A 17,032-nucleotide genomic window follows, 5' to 3' on the forward strand; every position below is an offset into this window, starting at 1 on the left:
GGGCAATCCGCCATTGTAATGGAAAGCGCGCGGGTGTATCTTGCTTGCATTCTTGTTAAGGAGGCCCGAGATGTCGACGCACACCGCCGAAGTGGCATGGTTCCGCCACGATGCCAAATTTACCGATAACCGCTATAGCCGGCTGCATAAATGGACGTTTGATGGCGGCACGGTGGTGCCGGGGTCTTCATCGCCGCATGTGGTGAGGGTGCCGCTGTCGGATCCCACGGCGGTTGACCCGGAGGAGGCGTTTGTGGCGTCCTTATCGAGCTGCCATATGCTGTGGTTCCTGAGCCTGGCGGCGCGCGATGGGTATGTAGTGGATAGCTATGTCGATGCGGCGGAAGGATTGATGCAGGATGGCTGGATAGGCGTGGTGACGCTGAAGCCTTTAGTCGTCTTCTCGGGCGAGAAGGCGCCGACGGATACGGAGCTTGACCGCTTGCACCACGAAGCACATGGTGAGTGCTTCCTGGCGCGGTCGGTCAAGTCCGAGATTCGAGTAGAAGGCAGCTGGCGTTATTGAGCCGGGCGTGCGCGCAGCTCGCGATCCGCTTCCTTCAGCATGTTGACTGTGGTGTCCCAGTCGATGCAAGCATCGGTCACCGAGCAGCCGTATTTGAGCTCGGACAAATCCAGAGGGATCTTCTGATTTCCTGCCACGATATTCGACTCAATCATCACCCCCACCACCGACTCATTGCCGTGCACGATCTGGTTGACCACATCGGTCATCACCAGCGGCTGCAGTTCTGGCTTCTTGTACGAGTTGGCGTGCGAGCAGTCGATCACGATATTGGCCGGCAGCTTGGCCTTCTGCAGCGATTGTTCCGCGATTGCCACCGACACGGAATCATAGTTAGGCCGGCCGTCGCCCCCGCGCAGCACCACGTGGCCATGCGGATTGCCCCGCGTGCGCACGACAGACACATTACCCTGGCTGTTAATACCCAGGAAGGCGTGCGGATTGGCCGCCGACAGGATGGCGTTGATCGCAATGCCGATATCGCCGTCCGTACCGTTCTTGAAGCCCACAGGCGTTGACAGGCCCGACGACATTTCGCGGTGGGTCTGGGATTCGGTGGTGCGGGCGCCGATGGCGGTCCAGGCGATCAGGTCGCCCAGGTACTGCGGCGAAATCGGGTCCAGCGCTTCGGTGGCGGTAGGCAGGCCCAGTTCGCACACATCCAGCAGGAACTGGCGCGCCTTCTCCATGCCGATGTCGACGCGGAACGAGTCGTCCATATACGGATCGTTGATATAACCCTTCCAGCCGGTGGTGGTGCGCGGCTTTTCAAAATACACGCGCATTACCAGCAGCATGGTGTCCTTGACTTCTTCCTGCAGCGCTTTCAGGCGGCGCGCATAGTCCAGACCCGCAACCGGGTCGTGAATGGAGCAAGGACCTACCACCACGAACAGGCGCTTGTCCTTGCGTTCCAGGATGGCGCGCAGGTCGGCGCGGCCTTTGGTAACGGTCTCGGAAGCCTTTTCGCTCAGCGGCAGTTTCGCATGCAGCTCCTCGGGGGTAGGCATGGATGCGAACGAAGTAACGTTAATGTTTTCAAGGTTTTGGGCAATCATGATCAGTCTGCTATTCACTGTGTTTTTGCTTGGGGGACCTAACAGTGTAGCCGAAATGCCGTAAACTGGCCGGATGACGACTAAACCACCTTTCCAAGCCGCTCCATACATCAAGGAGATCGGCCGGGGCGCAAAGGGCGCCCGCAGCATGGACCGCGGCCAGGCACGCGAATTATGGAGCGCCATCCTCGACGGGCGCGTATCGGACCTGGAGCTGGGCGGTATTCTGCTGTCGATGCGGATCAAGGGCGAATCGGTGGATGAGCTGGAAGGCTTCCTGGAAGCTTCCGAAGCCTCGTTCGAAAAGTTGCTAGCCCCGGCGGGCGAGTTCGCGCCGGTGGTGATCCCAAGCTATAACGGCGCCCGCAAGATGGCGAACCTGACGGCCTTGCTTGCGCTGCTGCTTGCGCGTGAAGGCGTACCGGTGCTGGTGCACGGCGTCGCACATGACGTGGGCCGCGTCGCCACCGCCGAAGTGTTCGAGGCGCTGGGCGTGCATGCGGCGGTGGACCATGCGGCCGCTGAAGCTGCGCTGGCGAAGGACCGAGTCGCCTTCATCACCATTGATGCACTGGCGCCGCGGCTGGCGTGGATGCTGTCGCTGCGCCGCATCCTCGGCGTGCGCAATTCCACGCATACGCTGGTGAAGATCATGCAGCCATTTTCCGGACCGGCGCTGCGGCTGGTGTCCTACACCCACCCGGAATACCTGGAATCGCTGGGGGAGTTCTTCACGCTGAACAAAGGCCACGCCTTCCTGATGCGCGGCACGGAAGGCGAAACCGTCGCCAACGCCAACAAAGCCCAGAAGATCGACTGGTTCCACGATGGCGAGCGCACCGTGCTCGTTGAAAAACAGACCCTGGTAGAAAAGCTGCCCGAACTGCCGGAAGACAAAAGCGCCGAATCCACCGCCGCCTGGATCCAGGCCGTGCTGCGCGGTGAAATCCCCGTGCCCGATTCGATTGCCCAGCAAGTCGCCCACTGCAAAGATGTCTCGCGCAAAATGTCCACCTTGGGGTCAGGAACCGGAGTGGACATTTCGTGAAGGAAAATGTCCACTATTGTTCCTGACCCCAAGGTGGACATTTCGCTCTCCTGTAAAATGGTGGGTTTGGTTTTTGGGCAGGGCGGCAGGAAATGGCAAATCAGTATGATGTAGCGGTGATCGGCGCGGGCGCGGCGGGCATGATGTGTGCGGCGACGGCCGGCAAGCGCGGCAAGCGTGTGGTGCTGCTCGACCATGCAGGGAAGCTGGCGGAGAAAATCCGCATCTCCGGCGGTGGCCGTTGTAACTTCACCAATGTTAACGCTGGCCCCGCCAACTTCCTGTCCGAAAATCCGCACTTCGCCAAGAGCGCTCTATCGCGCTTTACGCCGCAGGATTTCCTGTCGATGGTGAAAAAGTACCGCATCGGCTTCCACGAAAAGCACAAGGGCCAGCTGTTCTGCGACGACTCGGCGGAACAGATCATCGACATGCTGCGAAATGAGTGCGCCGATGGCGGCGTGCACTGGCGCATGCCGAGCAAGGTGCAGTCAGTGGCGCAAAATGGCGCCGGCTTCGTGCTGCAAACCGATGAGGGCGAGATCCACGCCGGGGCGGTGGTGGTGGCGACGGGTGGCCTGTCGATCCCGAAAATCGGTGCGACTGACTTCGGTTATCGCGTGGCCAAGCACTTCGGCCTGAAACTGGTCGACCCGCGCCCGGCGCTGGTGCCTCTGACCTTTGACGCCCAGGAATGGGCGCCTTTCGTGCCACTGTCAGGCTTATCGTTGGAAGTGGACGTGGAAACTGGTTCGTTGAAGGGCCGCAACCCGACCGGCGCCCGTTTCCGCGAAGACTTACTGTTCACGCACCGCGGCCTGAGCGGCCCGGCCATTTTGCAGATTTCCTCGTTCTGGCAGCCTGGCACCCCGATCACGATCAACCTGCTGCCTGAGATGGACCTGGCGCAAACTTTGATCGAAGGGAAGGGTACGCTCAAGAAACAACTAGGCAACCTCCTCTCGCAATGGATGCCGACCCGCCTGGCCGAGGGCTTGCTGGAAGTGCACGGCCTCGACCCCGAGGCGCGTATTGCGGATATGAAAGACGACACCCTGCGCAAATTGGGCCGCGCCGTGAACCAGTGGACGATCACGCCCAACGGTTCGGAAGGCTACCGCAAGGCCGAAGTCACACGCGGCGGCGTAGATACCCGCGAACTGTCCCAGCAATCGATGGAATGCAAGAATGTCCCGGGCCTTTACTTTATTGGTGAAACAGTCGACGTGACCGGATGGTTGGGCGGCTACAACTTCCAGTGGGCCTGGGCATCTGGAGTGGCTGCGGGCCTCGCAATCTGATATCATTCCATTCCCGGCAACGCATTTTTCGCCGGATTCATGGTGTTAGCTGGGCTGAAAGATTGCCCGCGAAACGACGTCGAGATCCCCTTCGGAACCGCCTGCGAGGCCGGTTTGGCGTCTATTGTCTCTTCCATTTTTGAGCAAAAGCTGCTAATATCGCTGTCTTTCCTGAACCCTAACGGTTTGAATTTTTACATGACTACTATCCGCCTTAAAGAAAACGAGCCGTTCGAAGTCGCAATGCGTCGCTTCAAGCGCACCATCGAAAAGACCGGTCTGCTGACCGAACTGCGCGCACGCGAGTTCTACGAAAAGCCAACCGCAGAGCGCAAGCGCAAGCTGGCAGCTGCCGTGAAGCGTCACTACAAGCGCATCCGCAGCCAGCAACTGCCTAAGAAGCTGTACTAATTCAGCTCTCGTTGGGCATTCTTGCAGGCGCATTGATCGCCACGGATGCCCACGCCAGAGTTTCAACCCGCTCCGGTCTGAACCGCAGCGGGTTTTCCTTTTTCCACGCACACTTTTGAGGTAGCTATGAGCCTGAAAGCCCAGATCACCGAAGACATGAAAGCCGCCATGCGCGCCAAGGAAGCCGGCAAGCTGGCCACCATCCGCTTGCTGCTGGCCGAGATCAAGCGCAAGGAAGTGGACGAGCAGATCGAAGTCAACGACGTCCAGACCGTGGCGATTGTCGAAAAAATGATCAAGCAGCGCAAGGATTCGATCACCCAGTTCGAAGCCGGCGGCCGTTCCGACCTGGCGGATATCGAGAAAGCCGAACTGGCCTTCCTGGTGGACTACATGCCAGCCGGCCTGTCCGACGAAGAAATCGCCGCCGAAGTACAGGCTGCGGTGGCCGCCTCCGGCGCCGCCGGCCCACAAGACATGGGCAAGGTCATGGCCATCGTCAAACCAAAGCTGGCTGGCCGCGCCGACATGACCGTCGTCTCCGCACTGGTCAAAAAGGCCCTCACCCCGGCATAATTAACCGCCCAGTCCGTGTCCCACCTTGGGGTCACACCCGAAATGGGACACGGCCTGAGCCGAGTCATGGCCGAGGCCGTGTCCCGTTTGGGGTGTGACCCCAAGGTGTGACACGAGCCCAGCCATATCGTGGGCCGCGGGTGTTGATGTGGATCAAACACATCGCGCGCGCGGCGGTATAGTCTGATTTATAACAAATACCGTTCAGCCTCGTGATTCCACAGTCATTTATTGCCGATTTGCTCAACCGCGTCGATATCGTCGATGTGGTGGGCCGTTACGTCCAGCTCAAAAAGGGCGGCGCTAATTATCAGGGGCTTTGCCCTTTCCACAGCGAAAAGTCCCCTAGCTTTACAGTCAGCCCGACCAAGCAGTTCTATCACTGCTTCGGCTGTGGCGCCCACGGCACTGCTATCGGTTTCATGATCGAGTATTCGGGCATGGGCTTTGTCGATGCCGTGAAGGATTTGGCGCAAAACGTTGGTATGACGGTGCCTGAGCAGGACGATAAGATTCCTCCGGCTCAGCGCGCTGCCCAGCAGCAGCAATCGATGGCGCTGTCGGATGCTATGAGCAAGGCCAATGAGTTCTACCGCGCCCAGTTGCGCCTGGCGCCGCAGGCTATCGCTTACCTGAAGGGGCGTGGCCTGACTGGCGAAATCGCGGCGCGCTTCGCCCTCGGCTATTCGCCAAGCGGCTGGGATGGCTTGAAATCCGTGTTCCCTGATTATGAAAACCCTGTCCTGGTGGAGGCTGGCCTGATCATTCAGAACGTGGATGAGGACGGCAAGCGCACCAAGCGCTACGACCGCTTCCGCGAGCGGGTAATGTTTCCTATCCGGAATACCAAGGGCCAGGTGATCGCTTTTGGCGGCCGCATTATGGACCAGGGCGAGCCTAAGTACTTGAATTCTCCGGAAACGCCTTTATTTTCAAAGGGCTCAGAGCTGTATGGCTTGTTCGAAGCGCGCCAGGCAATCCGCGATGCGGGCTATGTGCTGGTGACGGAAGGCTATATGGACGTGGTGGCGCTGGCCCAGATGGGCTTCCCCCAGGCGGTCGCGACGCTGGGAACCGCCTGCACCACGACTCACGTCCAAAAGTTGTTGCGTCAAACCGACAACGTGATCTTCAGCTTCGATGGCGACAAGGCTGGCCGCCGCGCTGCACGGCGCGCGCTGGAGGCCTGTCTGCCGCATGTGTCGGACGACAAGACGATCAAGTTCCTGTTCCTCCCGTCTGAGCATGACCCGGACAGCTATATCCGCGAATATGGCGCCCAGGCTTTCGAGCAGCAGGTGCATGAGGCAATGCCACTGTCCCAGTTCCTGCTGCGCGAAGCTGCCGGCGAGCATGATTTAACATCGCCGGAAGGCCGCGCGCGCGTTCAGTTCGACGCCAAGCCGCTGCTGCAGGCCATGCCGCCAACCTCGCTGCGCCTGCAAATTGTGCGCGGCCTGGCGACCATGACGCAGAGCACTCCGGGCGAGGTTGAACAGCTGTTCGAGCTCGCCAAACCGGTGGCGGCCAACAAGGTTGCCCCGCCCAGGAGCCGGCGTGAGCAGCCGGTGGGGCTGGAGTTGAAGCTGATCCGCGTGGTGCTGACCCACCCGACGCTGGCCTTGGCGCTGGATGACGAAGCGCTGCTGGCCTTCAGTCACTTCGGCCAGGAAGCTGCCGAGCGCCTGGTGTGGCTGATGGTCCAGGCGCAATCGCTGGGAGAGCAGGGCAGTTTCGCTGCGTTCTGCCAGTTGGTGAAAGAAACCGGCAGCGATTATGATGCGCTCATCGGTGAGATTGCCGCCGCGCCGGAACCGGATATCGAGGGCGAGCGCCTGTGGCTGCTGGCTACGGTGCGCCACCTTAAGATGGATGCTTTGAAACAGGAGCTGGACCAGCTATTCACCGCCGGTTTGTCTTCTGAGGAGATTGGCGTACGCTACCGCGAAATTACTGCAAAGCAAGATCAACTGAGGAAAGAAGCTGAAGCTGATTTAAGCCCGAGGTAATTGCCAGCACGCACGCAAACCTTCCCGTCTGGTAATTGTAAAGTGGCGTGCTATAATAAAATGCTAAATATTGCAATATTTAGCGGGTCTGTTTTTTCGTTTGTTTTCAGTAAGTTACAGTAGTAGTTGTTGCGGTTTGTAGTGGACTTAACTATTCCCGAAAGCGCCTGTGCCAGCAAAGAAACCTGAAACCAAAGCGGCTGAAAAGCCTCGCAAAGTGACCGCCAAGCCTGCGACGAAGTCGGCTGATAAGCCGGCTACTCGCGTCACCAAGGCACCGCCGGTGGTTAGTCAGACAACGGACGCAGCCGCACTGGCTGCCATCGATACTTCCGGATACGTGCTGCCGAGCGTCAAGGTGCCGGGTCGCCGTGGCCGCAAGCCGAAAGAATTCACCCCGGAAAACGACGAGGTTGCAGCACTCAACGCTGTTGAGCGTGCCGAATTGAAGGCTGCGGATAAGGCGAAAGCCAAGGACCGCAAGGCCAAGGAAAAGGCTCTGCTGAAAGATGCGTTCTCATCCGACACCGAAGCGACCGAAGAAGAACTCGAACGCCGCCGCCAAAAGCTCAAAACGCTGATCAAGTTCGGCAAGGAGCGCGGCTTCCTCACGTACGCTGAAATCAACGACCACCTGCCAGAAAATATCGTCGATCCGGAAGCGATCGAGGGCATTATCGGCACCTTCAACGATATGGGCATCGCCGTGTACGAACACGCGCCTGATGCCGAGACCCTGCTGCTGTCGGATAACGTCGCCACTGTCACCAGCGATGACGAAGCCGAAGCTGCTGCGGAAGCCGCGCTGTCCACCGTTGATTCCGATTTCGGCCGTACCACCGACCCTGTGCGTATGTATATGCGCGAAATGGGTTCGGTCGAGCTGCTGACCCGCGAAGGCGAGATTGAAATCGCCAAGCGTATCGAAGACGGCCTGCGCGACATGATTCAGGCCATTTCCGCCTGCCCGGTGACGATCGCCGAGATCCTCGCTACCTCCGAACGTATCCGCATCGACGAGATCAAGATCGACGAAATCGTCGACGGCCTGGTCGACGAGGATGGCGAAAACGTCGCCCCTGCAACGGCCGCTTCGGAGGAAGAGGACGAGGATGCGGACGAAGAGGAAGAAGACGAAGAAGAAGAGGAAGAAGCAGCCAGCCCAGGCGGCGCCGCTGCCGGCTATACCGCCGAGCAGTTGGAAGCGATGAAGCAGGCCGCCCTCGAAAAATTCGATTCCATCGCCAACCAGTTCGAGCGCATGCGCAAGGCCTTCGAGAAGGACGGCTACAATTCCAAAGCCTATATGAAGGCGCAGGAATCCATTTCGGCCGAGCTGCTGGGCATCCGCTTCACCGCGAAAGTGGTGGAGAAGCTGTGCGACACCCTGCGCGGCCAGGTTGACGAAGTGCGCCATATCGAGAAGCAGATCCTCGACGTGGCCGTGAACAAGTGCGGCATGCCGCGCGCCCACTTCATCAAGGTCTTCCCGGGTAACGAAACCAACCTGGAATGGGTGGATGGCGAAGTCGCCGCAGGTCACGCTTACAGCGCCATCCTGGGCCGCAATATCCCGACCATCAAGGAACTGCAGCAGCGTTTGATCGACTTGCAAGCGCGCGTCGTACTGCCGCTGCCGGACCTGCGCAACATCAACCGCCAGATGGCGGCTGGCGAAATGAAGGCGCGCAAGGCCAAGCGTGAAATGACCGAGGCTAACCTGCGTCTGGTGATCTCGATTGCGAAGAAGTACACCAACCGCGGCCTGCAATTCCTCGACCTGATCCAGGAAGGCAATATCGGCCTGATGAAGGCGGTGGACAAGTTCGAATACCGCCGTGGCTACAAGTTCTCCACGTATGCAACGTGGTGGATCCGTCAGGCGATCACCCGTTCCATCGCCGACCAGGCGCGTACCATCCGTATTCCGGTGCACATGATCGAAACGATCAACAAGATGAACCGGATCTCGCGCCAGATCCTGCAGGAAACCGGCGCCGAGCCGGACCCGGCCACCCTGGCGATCAAGATGGAAATGCCGGAAGATAAAATCCGCAAGATCATGAAGATCGCGAAAGAGCCGATCTCGATGGAAACGCCGATCGGTGACGACGACGATTCCCATCTGGGCGACTTCATCGAGGACAACAACACGCTGGCGCCGTCCGACGCCGCGCTGCATGCCTCGATGCGCGGTGTGGTGAAGGATGTGCTGGACTCGCTGACCCCGCGCGAAGCCAAGGTGCTGCGCATGCGTTTCGGTATCGAAATGTCCACCGACCACACGCTGGAAGAGGTCGGTAAACAGTTCGACGTGACCCGCGAGCGTATCCGCCAGATCGAAGCCAAGGCACTGCGCAAGCTGCGCCACCCATCGCGTTCCGACAAACTGAAGAGTTTCCTGGAAGGTAACTAAACTTGACGGATGGGGCCAAGGGCCCTATCCTGCCGGGTTCTCAGGGCCCTTAGCTCATGCTTGGTTAGAGCAGAGGACTCATAATCCTTTGGTGCGCGGTTCGACTCCGCGAGGGCCTACCAATATTTCTACGGAAGACCTGCATGCCTCGCGCTGCAGGTCTTTTGTTTTTCAGGAACCGCGACGCCAATCGTGCTCCAGCATATCTTGTTGATATGGTAATCTTGCTCAATCGTATTTTTGCCAAGATGCTAACCCTGTCATGCTTGATGTACTCGGCGGCTTGCAACAACTCCTAGGCCTTCGCCAGACCAACCGAATCCTTCGCCTTTCGTTCCCCCAGGGAGATGGCCCGTCCTGCCAGCTTTTGCCGAACCGGCTCGATGCCGATGAGGCGATGTCGCGCGATTTTGCGTATACGGTCGAGCTTTTGTCCGACAACGCCATGCTGGCGCTCAAGGACATGCAGGGCAGATTGCTTTGCGTTGAACTGGTTCGCCCCGATGGCAGCGCTCGTTTCTTCACCGGCTATGTGTTCGGTTTCTCGCTGCAGAAAACAGATGGCGGCGTGGCTTTCTACAAGGCGGAGCTGGCGCCGTGGCTGGCTTACCTGAAACTGCGCAAGGATAATTACCTGTTCCACGGCCATACCTTGCGTGAGCAGACGGAAAGCATCTTCAAGGATTACTCTACGCTGCCGCAATGGGATTGCCGCGTCCAGGGGGCGGACGTGCAGCTGACCGATGCATGCCAGTTCGACGAATGCGACCACAATTACCTGCATCGCCGCTGGGAAGCTGCGGGCTGGAGCTATTGGTACGAGCACACGGCGCAAGGGCATACTTTGGTGCTGTCCGACGATAGCACAGCGGCACGGTCGCTCGATGGTTCGGGCATGGTGGAATTCCAGCGTCACGGCGGTGCGCGTGAGGAGGATGGCATTGGCGAGTGGTCGCCGGCGCGCGCCCTTGCGCACGGCAGCGTTGCACTGGGAGGATTCAACTTCAAGAATCCTGTGCCGAGTTTCACCACGCAGCCTACGCTGAACCAGCAAGGCGCCGTGTTGGCGGTGGAGTCTTATGAATATGCCGGCGCGAATTCGACCGGCAGTGCGCAGGATATGGAACGCACCGCGCGCTTGCGCATGGAGGAAATCGAAGCGGCCGCCAAGCATTACGACGGCGCGGGCAATTGCCGCTGGTTGCAGCCGGGTCGCAGCTTTTCGCTCACGGGCCACTTCGACGAAGGGGCGGAGTACCTGGTGCTGGGCGTGCAGCATACGGTCACGAACAACTATCTCCAGTTATCCGGGCAAACCTCCGCGCAGGCGGAGTACAGCAACCGCCTGCAGTGCATTCGCAAGGACATCCCCTGGCGTCCGGGCCGTGGCTACAGCAGCACGGAAACGCGCATCCTGGCGCCGCAGACGGCCACCGTTGTAGGCCCGCAGGGACCGGACAGCATCCATACCGACGAATACGGCCGCATCCGCGTGCAGTTCCATTGGGACCGCGAGGGACGCAACGACGAGCGCAGTTCAGCGTGGCTGCGCGTGGCCAGTAATTGGGCGGGCAGCGACCTTGGTGCGATCTCGATTCCACGCGTCGGCTCGGAGGTGATCGTGCAGTGGCTGGGTGGTTCTCCGGACCGCCCTATCGTCACCGGCATGGTGTACAACGAATTCAACCAGCCGCCATGGGCCTTGCCGCAGCAGCAGGCGTTGACGGGCATGCGCAGCCGCGAGCTGACGCCGAAGGGCGGCAATGCGGCGCAGGGCCGCAGCAACCATCTGGTGCTGGACGACAGTAATGGCTCTATCCAGGCGCAGCTTAAAAGCGACCACGCGCATAGCCAGCTGTCGCTGGGCCACGTCACGCGGATCGAGAACAATGCCGGCCGCCAGGATTTCCGCGGCGAGGGCTTTGAGCTGGCGACGGAGGCATGGGGCGCTTTGCGCGCCGGCAAAGGCATGCTGCTGTCGACCGAGCTGCGTGTGCGGGCCGCAGGCCATATCAAGGATATGGGCGAAACGCTGGCGCGACTGAGTTCCGGCGCAGCGCTGCACCAGGAGCGCGCCGAAGCGGCGCAGCACCAGAATGCGCAGACGGCCAAACAGGACCAGGGTGAAGCTGTCGATGCGCTGAAGGCGCAGTACGATGCGATCCGCGGCGATGGAGCGGCGCAGGGCGAATTCAGTGCGCCGCATATCGTGATCTCCAGCCCGGCGGGCATCGCCAGCAGCACACCGGAAAGCACGCATCTGCAAAGCGGCAAACACACGGCTGTCAGCAGCGGTGGCCACCTGTCGCTTGTCACGGGCAAGAGCCTGTTCGCCAGCATCCGCGAGAAGATCAGCATGTTCGCCGCCAATGCGGGGATCAAGATCTTCGCCGGCAAGGGCAAGGTGGAAATCCAGGCGCAGAGCGACAACGTGGAAATCATCGCCGAGCAGGTGCTGAAGATTATCAGCACCAAGCAGAAAATCGAGATCACGGCGGCGAAGGAGATCTTGCTGACCGCAGCGGGAAGCTATATCCGTATCGACGGCAAAGGCATCGAGCACGGCACCGGCGGCAAGCTCAAAATGCACGCCAGCATGCACGAGATGGCGGGCGCGAAAAATATGGACACGATCCGCCAGGCCGAATTCGAGCGCGCGGAACCAAAGAAGTACAGCCAGCAAGTGTTTGTCGATCCAGCCTTGTGGGATCTGCCTTCCGGAATTCGCATGCTCAAATACAAATTCCTTTCCGATACCAACCAGGTCCTTGGATGCGGCTCCTTCGATGGCAGCGGTAAGACGAAGCCTTTGTTTACGGCCGAAAGCCAGCTTGCCTTCATCCAGGTTGATGTCAATAACGGCAAGTGGGAACAATTCCTCACCGAGCGCGTCGACCGGAGTACGGACGCGCCGACACTCGTCTTCGATTACGAGGGCCATGGCAACGAAGACATCGACACCGAACTCGCGCATCTTGAAGACGACAGCCATTTGATCTGACAGCATCACGTATAAGAACCATGAAAAATTCCCGAACCTTCTTAGCCGCTATTGCGGCGATCTCCATTTCACAAGCACACGCGCTGGACCTGCAGTTGAAGGATAGCCAGTTCGGAGTTAACCATTTGGGTTTTTCCGCCGATGGTGCGAGAGCATGCATTGCCGGCGATAGCTTTGATGTTGAAGATGCACAGAGTAGTGGCGAGCTGCTGATGGTCGACTATAAGCGCAATGCTGTACTTTGGAAAAAGCACATTCCTGCACCAGATGGAAACGTTGCTCTGACATCCAAGCAATGTGTGTTCGATGGCGACAATGTTTACCTGCTCGCAAATGTTGATACTCAAAAGCCTCGCTCTTTGAATCAGACCTTGGTCTACATATACCAATTTGACTTCGAAGGGAAACAGCTTGGCTACAAGGAGCTGCTCATCCCAGGGCGCAATAAATTTGGCTTGGCTATTGGATCATCGGCATCTGGCGTACTGGTTTCTGGCTATGCCAAGGATGAAGATCAGGATACCGAATACAACTCGATGTTTACCGTCGCGGTCGACAAACGTCTGATTGAGGGAAAGGTTAACCTTCGAAAGACGGGGGCATTTGACCATACCGCGGCTGCGCGTTTTGTGGGAGATCAATTGTTTATCGCAGGCCAGTTCGCCCCGGCGAAACTGAGTAAACAGGATTATAAGATCGACTATGCACAATCCCGCATACAAGCCAATGGTGGATACGCCTGGAGTGTTCGTCCGTTCAAACAGGAGCAACGCTCGGTTGAAACCGGGGTGTCGCAGCGCGGAATAATCTATTCGCTGGGCGCCAAAAGTGGTACTTCAACTTTGGCCGTGACGAGCGCCGAAGGCAAACAGATTTCGTCGGTAAGCTATCCGGGGAAAATGTGCAACACACTGTCGGTTGCCGAATTTGGTGATGCGGTGATGGCTTTGCGTGAACCATGCCATGGCCAGGGAGCTGTTGCCGAATTGGTTTCTATCGCACCGGCCAGCGGCAAGGAAACCGCCTTGAAACTGGTGTCGGGTGAGCCGGTATTTGCTACTACTAATAACAATCAATGGTTTGTCGTGGCAAAGGACGGAAAGAAACGCTTGTCCCTGCAATTTGGCTCCATCAAGGAGTAAGTGATGGCATACACTTACGAGGATAAACTCAATTTCATCGCGGACCTATATTGTCCGGCGCGCATGCTGGCCGACGAGACCGGTTGTTCATGGGAGTTGATCCTGGCGCAAGCGGCTCAAGAAACAGGGTGGGGAGAAAAGGTCCTACCTGGCACCAACAATGTTTTCAATATCAAAGCGGATCCTGGTTGGAAAGGGGAGAAAAAGGTCTTCCACGTTCATGAGGAAGATGCAAATGGTAGGAAGTACTGGGTCGATGATCCATTTCGGGTTTATGGTTCTTATCTGGAGAGCTTGCGTGATCGAGCTCAGTTTTTGAAGAGTAATCCGACCTACGCCAAAAATCACCTGTTTGACGACAACGTAAAAGGCAACCTGAAAGCCGAAGCGAAAGCGCTGCAGGCTGCAGGCTACGCGACCGACAAGCGTTATGCGGCCAGGCTGCAGGAAGTGTTTGATGGTCCATCAATGAAGCGCGCTATCGCGATTGCGCAAAAGCGCGGTTGCGGGCCGATCCTTCCGGTGGTGGAAGTGGTACTCAAGGATGGTGCGCGCGTGCCGATTGCCAATGCACGCGTAATGGCGACGCAAAACGGCAAGGAAGCCGAAATCGCGACCGATTCACATGGGCGCATTGCCGTCCGCGTTACGCCGACCAGCGGCGATCTCGCGCTCAAGGTGTTCGATAAAGAGGCGCAGAAGTGGATCAGTCTTGAAACGGTGAAGATGCCGGCGCCGGTGAAATCCGTCACGGTGACCGTCCTTGCTCCAACGTTTACTGCGCAGACCAGTACGCGCGAGCACGAGAAGAAGCCGTCATCCAAGCCGCCGGCAAAGCCGCCTGCAAACACGCCGTCGAAGGCGCCAGCGGGTAAGACCATGAAGATGCATAAGGTGGAGAAAGGCGAGAGCCTGGCCTTGATCGCGGCTCACTACAAGATGCGCTATAAGGCGATTGCTGATGCCAATGGCATTACTTCGCCTTACATCATTCGCCCTGAGCAGATGCTGAAGATCCCGGACGTGGAGGCTGGTGCCGCCACTGCGCCAGCCAAAAGCACCCCGGCTAGGCATGACGAGCATAAAGATGAAGACAGCTCGAGCGGGTTCTCGCTGGCCGAGTGGGGCAAGCTGATCGATGCAGGATCGACCTACCTGCACACGATCTTCTTCCGCAACCAGGCTGCCAATCCGCAGACCGATTTGATGCACTCCAGCCGCGCGCCTTGGATGAAACCCGCGCAGGACGAATTCGATAAGGGCGTGAAGCGCCGCGCGGGAAAGCAAAACGATCCGCGCATCCTGGAGTACTTCAAGGCTACGCCAACGCTGGACAAGGGTTCGGCGTCGGTCGACGAGACGCCGTATTGCGCGGCTTTCGTCAACTGGTGCCTGGGTTCGGCCGGCTTCAAGGGCAGCAACAGCGCGCTGGCAGCGTCGTTTGCCAAATGGGGCCGTCCGACCAAGGACAATAAGCCGGCGCTGGGCGCGGTTGCGTTGATCAAATTCCCAGGCGGCGGCCATCACGTGACTTTCGTGGCCGGCATCAGCGCGAACAAGCAGCGGATCGCCACGCTGGGCGGCAACCAGGGCAAGGCGCACGAAGTGAGCCACAGCCATTGCCCGAAAACGATGGTGATCGCGTACCGCTATCCTGCCGACTATCCGGATTATGATGACGACTATGTGCTGCACGACGTTGCGAGCGATAATGCGCCCATGACAGCCGCGTCAACCCATTAAGAGAATGAGAAATACATGAAAACTTTGATCCTGTGCGCACTGGCTATGTGTGCGAACGCCGCCCAAGCCTTTGATGGCGACTCGCGCTTCAAGCTGAATGCAGCCGGCGTGGAGCATTCGCTGCAGGTCAGCGCATACAAGGTGGACAAGAAGGGCGTTCCTTCCTTCGACTATGTGTACGAGCAGCGTGCAGGCGCCTGCCACTTCAGCATGACCGGCCATGCTGTAGCCGGGTTTGAGGAGAATAAGGGCAAGGTCGAACTGGAGATCTTCAATCCTCAGGGCGATGACGGCAAGGCGCTGCCACAGATCCTGGTCTACTACGATGATGCTGCGACTTTCACGCTTCCATACAAGGGCGCACTCAAGCAAGTATCGTTCGACGGCACCCTGTCTTCGGATCAGTTGAAGCGCAGCTGCGGCAAGAAGAATAGCGAGCAGCTGTCGCTGGTTTTCAAGCAGAAGTCCTGATCACTGCATCCCGGGGGACTGCGGCAGCCGTTCGCCGTTAAGCAGGCCCCAAGCCAGGATGGCGGTTACCTGGGCCGCCTGCACGAGTGCAGCGTGATCGATATGATCCACCGTATCGAGCTCGCTGTGCTGGGTGTGCGTGCGGTAGTCGCGCATCTCCTGCAGCGGCGAGAAGGCGGGGATTCCTTTCTTGAAGAAGGTGTCCTGGTCGGAACCGAAGCCTTTCGCGTAGTGGACGTCGATTTCGCCGAGCGCCTTGGTTGGAGCGAGTGCTTCCTTCAAGGGTCCGTACCAGCTCTCTTCCTCCATATCGGGGAAGGCGAGAATGCGGCCGCTGCCCGCATCTTGCACGAGTACAGCCTGGATACGGGCCAGTTCGTCGCGGTGGGTCTCGACGTAGGCTTTGCTGCCCAGCAGGCCTTGTTCCTCGCCTGAGAACAGCACGACGCGCAAGGAACGTTTTGGCTGCACGCCGGAGGCGCGCATTGAGCGGATTACTTCAAGCATTGTTACGACGCCGGCGCCATTGTCGGTGGCGCCACTCGATAAATCCCACGAATCGAGGTGCGCGCCAAGAATGACCATTTCACCGCCTGGATCGCTGCCGGGGAAGTCGGCAACGACGTTATATGCTTTCACTGGTTTTGCCGCGAAACCGCCTTGCAGGCTTAGCTCCACGCGTGGGGCGACGCCGCGCGCAAGCAGGCGCTTGAGCAGGTTGGCGTGTTCGCGTGTGATGATGGCGGCATTGCTGTCGTAACGCTGGCCAGGGCCGCCCCACATATCCTGCAGGCCGTCGGTCTTGGCGCTGACCTGCAGAACGGCTGCAACGCCGGCTTCGCGCAAGGCCTGTTTTGGTGCCTCACGCGGCGCGGCTTCGGCGAGAACGATCTTGCCTTTCAGTCCCGGCAGGGCGGCGTTGAAATCGGCCAGCGTCTTCACATTCAGGACGGCGACATCGGCGCGGATCGCACCGCGCGTGCCTTCTGTCCACGCTTTCTGCATCACATTGAGCTGAATGCCGCTGGCATTCAGTAGGCGGGCATGGGCGGGACCGCGCTGCCACGGGCGGCCCAGTTCATAGGGTTCCAAGTGAACCTTGCTGGCGCCGTAGGATGCGAGCTTGCGCATGGCCCACTCCTCCGCGCGCTGCAAGCCGGGCGTGCCGGTCATGCGCGGGCCGATGTCGTCGCACAGCTCTTCCAGGTTGCGCTGGATCTCCGAGCGGGCGGCGATTTCACTCGCCAGCATGTCAGCGGGCTTATCGGCTGCGCTGGCGAGGCCGGCCGCAAGCAGTGCGCTGAAGAAAACGGGCAGGAAGCGGGCCATG

Annotated in this window: 13 protein-coding genes and 1 tRNA gene; 12 read left to right on the forward strand and 2 right to left on the reverse strand. The window is 59.0% G+C overall.

Going from position 1 to position 17,032, the window contains the following annotated elements; genetic code table 11:
* The first annotated feature begins 70 nt into the window (after positions 1-70).
* The gene (locus AC1RTP_RS11595; RefSeq protein WP_498607633.1) at positions 71-526 is read left to right on the forward strand and encodes an OsmC family protein; all 456 of its coding nucleotides are present in this window, start codon (positions 71-73) and stop codon (positions 524-526) included.
* On the opposite strand, the gene AC1RTP_RS11600 is transcribed toward AC1RTP_RS11595, so the two are convergent.
* Complete coding sequence (locus AC1RTP_RS11600) at positions 520-1,584, reverse strand: 3-deoxy-7-phosphoheptulonate synthase (RefSeq protein WP_498607635.1); 1,065 nt, start codon at positions 1,582-1,584, stop codon at positions 520-522. The genes AC1RTP_RS11595 and AC1RTP_RS11600 overlap by 7 nt on opposite strands.
* Positions 1,585-1,657: 73 nt before the next feature.
* On the opposite strand from AC1RTP_RS11600, the gene ybiB reads away from it, so the two are divergent.
* From ybiB to AC1RTP_RS11655, 11 genes are all read left to right on the forward strand, one after another.
* A complete protein-coding gene (ybiB, locus tag AC1RTP_RS11605) occupies positions 1,658-2,632 on the forward strand; it encodes a DNA-binding protein YbiB (RefSeq protein WP_498607637.1) in 975 nt (324 codons plus the stop codon).
* A 92-nt stretch (positions 2,633-2,724) separates the two neighbouring features.
* Positions 2,725-3,933, forward strand: coding sequence for a BaiN/RdsA family NAD(P)/FAD-dependent oxidoreductase (locus tag AC1RTP_RS11610; protein WP_498607639.1), 1,209 nt, complete (start codon positions 2,725-2,727; stop codon positions 3,931-3,933).
* 198 nt (positions 3,934-4,131) lie between these two features.
* The gene (rpsU, locus tag AC1RTP_RS11615) at positions 4,132-4,344 is read left to right on the forward strand and encodes a 30S ribosomal protein S21 (protein ID WP_005665410.1); all 213 of its coding nucleotides are present in this window, start codon (positions 4,132-4,134) and stop codon (positions 4,342-4,344) included.
* Positions 4,345-4,470: 126 nt separating this feature from the next.
* Positions 4,471-4,920 carry a GatB/YqeY domain-containing protein gene (locus AC1RTP_RS11620; protein WP_498607641.1) on the forward strand — a complete coding sequence of 150 codons (450 nt, stop codon included), beginning with the start codon at positions 4,471-4,473 and terminating at the stop codon, positions 4,918-4,920.
* 212 nt (positions 4,921-5,132) lie between these two features.
* Positions 5,133-6,929: a DNA primase gene (gene dnaG, locus AC1RTP_RS11625; protein WP_498607643.1), complete on the forward strand. Its 1,797-nt coding sequence runs from the start codon at positions 5,133-5,135 to the stop codon at positions 6,927-6,929.
* A gap of 169 nt (positions 6,930-7,098) precedes the next feature.
* Entirely contained in the window at positions 7,099-9,345 is a 2,247-nt protein-coding gene (gene rpoD / locus AC1RTP_RS11630) for an RNA polymerase sigma factor RpoD (RefSeq protein WP_498607644.1), read from the forward strand.
* A 43-nt stretch (positions 9,346-9,388) separates the two neighbouring features.
* Positions 9,389-9,467: transfer RNA gene (locus AC1RTP_RS11635), tRNA-Ile, on the forward strand.
* 140 nt (positions 9,468-9,607) lie between these two features.
* The gene (locus AC1RTP_RS11640; RefSeq protein ID WP_498607646.1) at positions 9,608-12,346 is read left to right on the forward strand and encodes a type VI secretion system Vgr family protein; all 2,739 of its coding nucleotides are present in this window, start codon (positions 9,608-9,610) and stop codon (positions 12,344-12,346) included.
* Positions 12,347-12,366: 20 nt separating this feature from the next.
* Entirely contained in the window at positions 12,367-13,488 is a 1,122-nt protein-coding gene (locus tag AC1RTP_RS11645; RefSeq protein WP_498607649.1) for a hypothetical protein, read from the forward strand.
* Positions 13,489-13,551: 63 nt separating this feature from the next.
* The gene (locus AC1RTP_RS11650; RefSeq protein ID WP_498608051.1) at positions 13,552-15,231 is read left to right on the forward strand and encodes a TIGR02594 family protein; all 1,680 of its coding nucleotides are present in this window, start codon (positions 13,552-13,554) and stop codon (positions 15,229-15,231) included.
* Between the two features lie 15 nt (positions 15,232-15,246).
* Positions 15,247-15,702, forward strand: a complete 456-nt coding sequence (locus AC1RTP_RS11655; protein WP_498607651.1) for a hypothetical protein — start codon at positions 15,247-15,249, stop codon at positions 15,700-15,702.
* On the opposite strand, the gene AC1RTP_RS11660 is transcribed toward AC1RTP_RS11655, so the two are convergent.
* On the reverse strand, positions 15,703-17,031 hold the full coding sequence (locus AC1RTP_RS11660) for a M20/M25/M40 family metallo-hydrolase (protein ID WP_498607653.1): 1,329 nt from the start codon (positions 17,029-17,031) through the stop codon (positions 15,703-15,705).
* Position 17,032: the final 1 nt, after the last annotated feature.

It is taken from the genome of Pseudoduganella sp. GW821-FHT11H04 (assembly GCF_058807935.1).

What these genes read in the sequence shown, in the direction of transcription:
- AC1RTP_RS11655 (WP_498607651.1), top strand. Translation starts at nt 15,247, where the DNA reads ATGAAAACTTTGATCCTGTGCGCACTGGCTATGTGTGCGAACGCCGCC.
- ybiB (WP_498607637.1), top strand. Translation starts at nt 1,658, where the DNA reads ATGACGACTAAACCACCTTTCCAAGCCGCTCCATACATCAAGGAGATC.
- AC1RTP_RS11595 (WP_498607633.1), top strand. Translation starts at nt 71, where the DNA reads ATGTCGACGCACACCGCCGAAGTGGCATGGTTCCGCCACGATGCCAAA.
- AC1RTP_RS11660 (WP_498607653.1), bottom strand. Translation starts at nt 17,031, where the DNA reads ATGGCCCGCTTCCTGCCCGTTTTCTTCAGCGCACTGCTTGCGGCCGGC.
- AC1RTP_RS11610 (WP_498607639.1), top strand. Translation starts at nt 2,725, where the DNA reads ATGGCAAATCAGTATGATGTAGCGGTGATCGGCGCGGGCGCGGCGGGC.
- AC1RTP_RS11650 (WP_498608051.1), top strand. Translation starts at nt 13,552, where the DNA reads ATGCTGGCCGACGAGACCGGTTGTTCATGGGAGTTGATCCTGGCGCAA.
- AC1RTP_RS11645 (WP_498607649.1), top strand. Translation starts at nt 12,367, where the DNA reads ATGAAAAATTCCCGAACCTTCTTAGCCGCTATTGCGGCGATCTCCATT.
- AC1RTP_RS11620 (WP_498607641.1), top strand. Translation starts at nt 4,471, where the DNA reads ATGAGCCTGAAAGCCCAGATCACCGAAGACATGAAAGCCGCCATGCGC.
- AC1RTP_RS11600 (WP_498607635.1), bottom strand. Translation starts at nt 1,584, where the DNA reads ATGATTGCCCAAAACCTTGAAAACATTAACGTTACTTCGTTCGCATCC.
- rpsU (WP_005665410.1), top strand. Translation starts at nt 4,132, where the DNA reads ATGACTACTATCCGCCTTAAAGAAAACGAGCCGTTCGAAGTCGCAATG.
- AC1RTP_RS11640 (WP_498607646.1), top strand. Translation starts at nt 9,608, where the DNA reads ATGCTTGATGTACTCGGCGGCTTGCAACAACTCCTAGGCCTTCGCCAG.